The following is a 344-nucleotide window of genomic DNA, read 5'->3' as shown; positions in this document are numbered from 1 at the left end:
AAGATCAACATGGAGTTGCGCATGGAGTTCTTCAATGTCCTGAATCGCATGCAAGTCTGCGGACCAGACACCACAGTCACCGATGGGGCCGCGAACTTCGGCTACGTAGAACCTAACGGAAGCGGAGGAAGCAGTCCCTGCCAGGGAAATACGCCGCGACAGGGCCAGGCATATTTCAGAATTTCGTTTTGATAGAAAACTCGTGCTGCAAGTCAAAGAGGGAGCAACTCCTATTGCTCCCTCTTTAATTTGCGTGAAGCTTACTTTTCATTTACGACAGTCAGGATGGGAGTGTTTGCTGAGGGAGCTACATAGACCTTTTGTGTCACCGGGTTTACTGCCAG

At 50.3% G+C, this 344-nt stretch carries 1 protein-coding gene; it reads right to left on the bottom strand.

The features are described from left to right. A partial coding sequence (locus ESZ00_RS20225) for a hypothetical protein (RefSeq protein ID WP_204520246.1) occupies positions 1-216 on the bottom strand: 216 nt, incomplete at its 3' end. Positions 217-344 lie beyond the last annotated feature (128 nt).

This window comes from Silvibacterium dinghuense, assembly GCF_004123295.1.
Lineage (GTDB): Bacteria > Acidobacteriota > Terriglobia > Terriglobales > Acidobacteriaceae > Silvibacterium > Silvibacterium dinghuense.
This window is presented reverse-complemented; position numbering and strand designations above follow the sequence as displayed.